This window comes from Pseudomonas sp. JV245A (assembly GCF_032424515.1).
GTDB lineage: Bacteria > Pseudomonadota > Gammaproteobacteria > Pseudomonadales > Pseudomonadaceae > Aquipseudomonas > Aquipseudomonas protegens.
Genome location: NZ_VYKE01000262.1, coordinates 1 through 4,103, shown reverse-complemented (window position 1 = coordinate 4,103; position 4,103 = coordinate 1). Strand labels below are relative to the sequence as shown.

The 4,103-nt window shown below is 67.4% G+C and carries 4 protein-coding genes; 2 read left to right on the top strand and 2 right to left on the bottom strand.

The window, feature by feature from the left end; translation table 11 throughout:
* Positions 1-37: 37 nt before the first annotated feature.
* Entirely contained in the window at positions 38-580 is a 543-nt protein-coding gene (locus F6S12_RS30140; protein WP_041117318.1) for an ATP phosphoribosyltransferase regulatory subunit, read from the bottom strand.
* A 416-nt stretch (positions 581-996) separates the two neighbouring features.
* Entirely contained in the window at positions 997-2,088 is a 1,092-nt protein-coding gene (locus F6S12_RS30135; RefSeq protein WP_041117316.1) for a DUF1615 domain-containing protein, read from the bottom strand.
* A 332-nt stretch (positions 2,089-2,420) separates the two neighbouring features.
* On the opposite strand from F6S12_RS30135, the gene F6S12_RS30130 reads away from it, so the two are divergent.
* Together F6S12_RS30130 and F6S12_RS30125 are read left to right on the top strand one after the other, a co-directional pair.
* A complete protein-coding gene (locus tag F6S12_RS30130; protein WP_315869717.1) occupies positions 2,421-3,035 on the top strand; it encodes a LysE family translocator in 615 nt (204 codons plus the stop codon).
* A 51-nt stretch (positions 3,036-3,086) separates the two neighbouring features.
* The coding region (locus F6S12_RS30125) for an FAD-dependent oxidoreductase (RefSeq protein WP_315869716.1) at positions 3,087-4,103 on the top strand (1,017 nt) is incomplete at its 3' end.

Here is a 4,103-nt window from a genome sequence, read left to right as displayed (position 1 = left end):
CTTCGCTGGCAAGCCAGCTCCTACCGCACGCAGGCGGTCAGGCTTGCAGCGCCAGTTGCAGGCGCTCCAGGCCAATGCCGAAGCCGGCACCCTGGCGATAGGCGCCTGCCCCCACCACTTGCTGCTGCGCCCCCAGGCGCGGGCAGCGCACTTCGAAACCCTCGCCATTGAGGTAGTAGGTCAGGCCGCGCTTGACCCCGAGGTTGAGCTGGTATTCCAGGCCCAAGGCGTCGAGAAAGCCCACGCACAGCGCCCGCGCCTGCTCCAGGGCGCGCTGCGGATCGGGGCCGAGAATCTCCAGGCCCAACTGGGTGAACTCTCGATACCGCCCGGCTTGCGGGCGCTCGTAGCGATAGCAGCGGGCAACGTAGAAGAAGGCCGCCTGCTCGCGCCCCGCCAGCAGCTCGCCGGCGGTTTCCTGGAACAGCGCGGTGGCTTCCGGGATCAGGCAGCAAGGCCGCCCGGCCTTGTCGTTGAAGGCCCACATCTGGCCGATGACTTCGCTACCTCCGGCCTTCTCGATAAAGGTGTCCTGGCCCCACAGCGCCGGGACAATGACTTCTTCAGCGCCCGCTTCGATGAAGCCAGCTCCGGAAGCGTCCTTCCAGGGTGCGCAGGGTGGCGGCTTGTTCGCCGGTGATCATTCGAGTGCCACGTAACATGGTCATGGGTCATTCCTCTGGTTTTTTGACAGGCAATAAAAAAGGCGCCTTGTGGGGCGCCTTGGTTTTTTTTCATCGAAGGTCAGTGATCGCGATTGCTCGATGACTGACGGCTCGACGCGCACAAGCGACCACGGCCCCGGAGATGAGGTCGATGGTGATGAGGGCGGGAGACGAGCTGGAAAAAATTCATGGCGCATCCTGCCACGCCGCCCCCGGGCCTGACAAGCAAGCACCTGCTCCCCGCACAACAGTGCCCCCTGTGGAAGCCGGCTTGCCGGCGAAGAGGCCCTGCATCGCCCTGGCGGCCGCCTTCGCTGGCAAGCCAGCTCCTCTACAGCGGGCGTTGCAGGCAGCGCTGGTAGCGTTCGTCCACCCGTTTGGCGAACCAGGCAGTGGTCAGTTGGCGGGTGATCTTCGGGCTCTTGAGTTCGATGCCGGGCAGTTGCTGGCGCGGTACGGGCTTGCCCGCCATGCGATCGGCCAGGGCGAACACCTGACGGTACAGCTCGGTTTCTTCGAAGTCCTGGCGGTCGCCCTTCTCCAGCTGGGCGCGGATCTGCGGGTTACGCAGCCCCAGCTGCTTGCCCAGGGTGCGCACCGCCAGTTCGGTGCTGCCGGGCATGACCGAGCCGTAGCGGATCAGGTCGCCATCCAGCGCCAGCCTGATCCCGCTGGCACGGCTCACCGCGCTCTGGAACGCCGCGTTGCGGCTGGCGTACCAGCCGGCGTTGAAATCGGCGAAACGGTACAACGGCTGCGGGTAGTCCACCGGGTAGCCCAACAGGTGGGCGATGCCGAAATACAGGCCGCCGCGGCGGCTGAAGACCTCATGACGGATGGAGTCCTGCACCGGGTAGGGATAGCCCTGGGCATGCTGCTGGGCGAACTCGATGCTGACCTGCATCGGCCCACCGGTGTGCACCGGGTTGAAGCCGCCGAACAGGGTCTTGCCCAGGGGCACCATGCCGATGAAGTCATCGAAGATCGCACTCAATTCCTTCTCGCTGCGGGCACTGGCCAGGCGCTGGCTGTAGGACTGGCCGTCCGGGCCGCGCACTTGCAGGGCGGCACTGACCAGCAGCGCCGGCACATGCACCTTGGCCGCGCGGCGGTCGATCTCTTGCCGGGCGATGCGCCCCAGGCCCGGCACCGTCGGGTCGACCTGGAAGGTGGATTCCTGCTCGGTCACCGCCAGCACCGCGCACAGGTTGCTCTGGCTCGGTTCAAGGCCCTGGGCGCTGAAGGCCACCTGGATGTCCCGGGCCCAGCCCGGGCGGTCCGCCACCTGGGCCGGCAGCAGGCGCAGGATCCGGGCCTGGGTCTGTTCGGGGGTCAGTGTTGGTGCCTGGGGGCCGCGCTGGCTGGCGCAACCGGCCAGCAGCGACAGGCCCAGGAAGCAACTGAGAAGACGAGAGGAAATCATGGGGCTCCGCGAGATGGCTGGGCGAGGGCCGTGCAAGTAAAGCAGCGGCTGGGGCGTTCGACCAAGGAATGCGAGCGCTGTTCCCGCCGCGGCCCTTGTAGCCGCTGCCGCAGGCTGCGTAGCAGACGCCGCGACCCTGAGGCCTCTGCGGGATCGGCGGGAGATCGCCAGGCAAGGTCCTGCGGACCTTTGCACAGCTTCGCGGGCTCAGCAGCGGCTACAGGCTAGAATCCTTCTATTGGCGGTGTGGCTGGGTGTATTTTGATGACCCCCGACCTCGGTGTGGCGCCCAGCCCTGACCCCGCGCCTGCCCTCAATGGAGTGATGCCCGGATGCTGACCCTGGATTTCCTGATCACCAGCCTGATCGTCGTGCTGATTCCCGGCAGCGGCGTGATCCTGACCATTTCCACCGCCCTGGTGGCCGGCAAGCGCGCCAGCCTGTTCACCGCCATCGGCTGCACCGCCGGGATTGTCCCGCACCTGCTGGCCTCGATCCTCGGCCTGTCGGCCATCCTGCACTCCAGCGCGCTGGCCTTCCAGGGCCTGAAGTTCGCCGGCGTCGCCTACCTGCTGTACCTGGCCTACGCCACCTGGCGCGACCGCTCGGCCTTCGCCGTGGACAGCAACGCCGTCAGCCATGGCCCCGGCGCGCTGATGCTCAAGGCCTGCCTGCTGAATATCCTCAACCCCAAGCTGACCCTCTTCTTCCTGGCCTTCCTGCCCCAGTTCATCGCCCATGACGGCAGCGGCCCGATCCCGCAGATGCTGCTCCTGAGCGGCGTGTTCATGGCCATGACCTTCTTCGTGTTCGTGCTCTATGGCCTGCTGGCCAACCTGTTCCGCACCGCGGTGATCGAGTCGCCCCAGGTGCAGAACTGGCTGCGCCGCAGCTTTGCCGCAAGCTTCGCCGGGCTCGGCCTGAACCTGGCCTTCGCCCAGCGCTGAGCCCGGCGGCAGCCGCCTGCATGACCTTGATCGTCTACCGAGGGCAAGCCCATGAATTGCAGCGACGTACTGATCATCGGCGCCGGCCCCACCGGCCTGGTCCTGGCGCTCTGGCTGCGCCGGCAGGGGGTCAAGGTGCGGATCATCGACAAGACCCCGGGCCCGGGCACTACCTCCCGGGCCCTGGCGGTGCAGGCGCGAACCCTTGAGCTGTACCGCCAGCTGGACCTGACCCGGGCCATCGTCGAGCGCGGCCACCATGTGCCGGCGGTGAACCTCTGGGTCAAGGGCGAGCGCGCCGCCCACCTGCCGTTCAAGGCCATCGGCGAAGACCTGACGCCCTACCCCTTCCTGCAGATCTTTCCTCAGGACGAACACGAGCAACTGCTGATCGAACGCCTGGCGCTGCAGGGGGTGGAGGTCGAACGCAACACCGAGCTGCTGGCCTTCACCGACCACGGCCACCTGATCAACGCCCGCCTGCGCGGCCCCGACGGGCGCGAAGAACACTGCCAGGCCTTCTACCTGGCCGGCTGCGACGGCGCCCGCTCCACGGTGCGCAAGACCCTGGGCACCGGCTTTCCCGGCGGCACCTACCAGCAGGTGTTCTACGTCGCGGATGTGCAGGCCAGCGGCCCGAGCATCGACGGCCAGTTGCACGTGGACCTGGACGACGCCGACTTTCTCGCGGTGTTCCCCCTGGCCCAGAGCGGCCGCGCACGGCTGATCGGCACGGTGCGCGACGAGCGTGCCGAGCACCCGGAGAACCTGCGCTTCGAGGATGTCAGCCAGCGCGCCATGCGCCAGCTCAAGGTCGAGGTGGCCCAGGTCAACTGGTTCTCCACCTACAAGGTGCATCACCGGGTGGCCGAGCAGTTTCGCACCGGCCGGGTGTTCCTCCTCGGGGACGCCGCCCACGTGCATAGCCCGGCCGGCGGCCAGGGCATGAACACCGGGATCGGCGACGCCATCAACCTGGCCTGGAAACTGGCAGCGGTACTGAGCGGCAAGAGTGCCGAACGCCTGCTGGAAACCTACGCCACCGAACGCATGGAGTTCGCCCGGCGC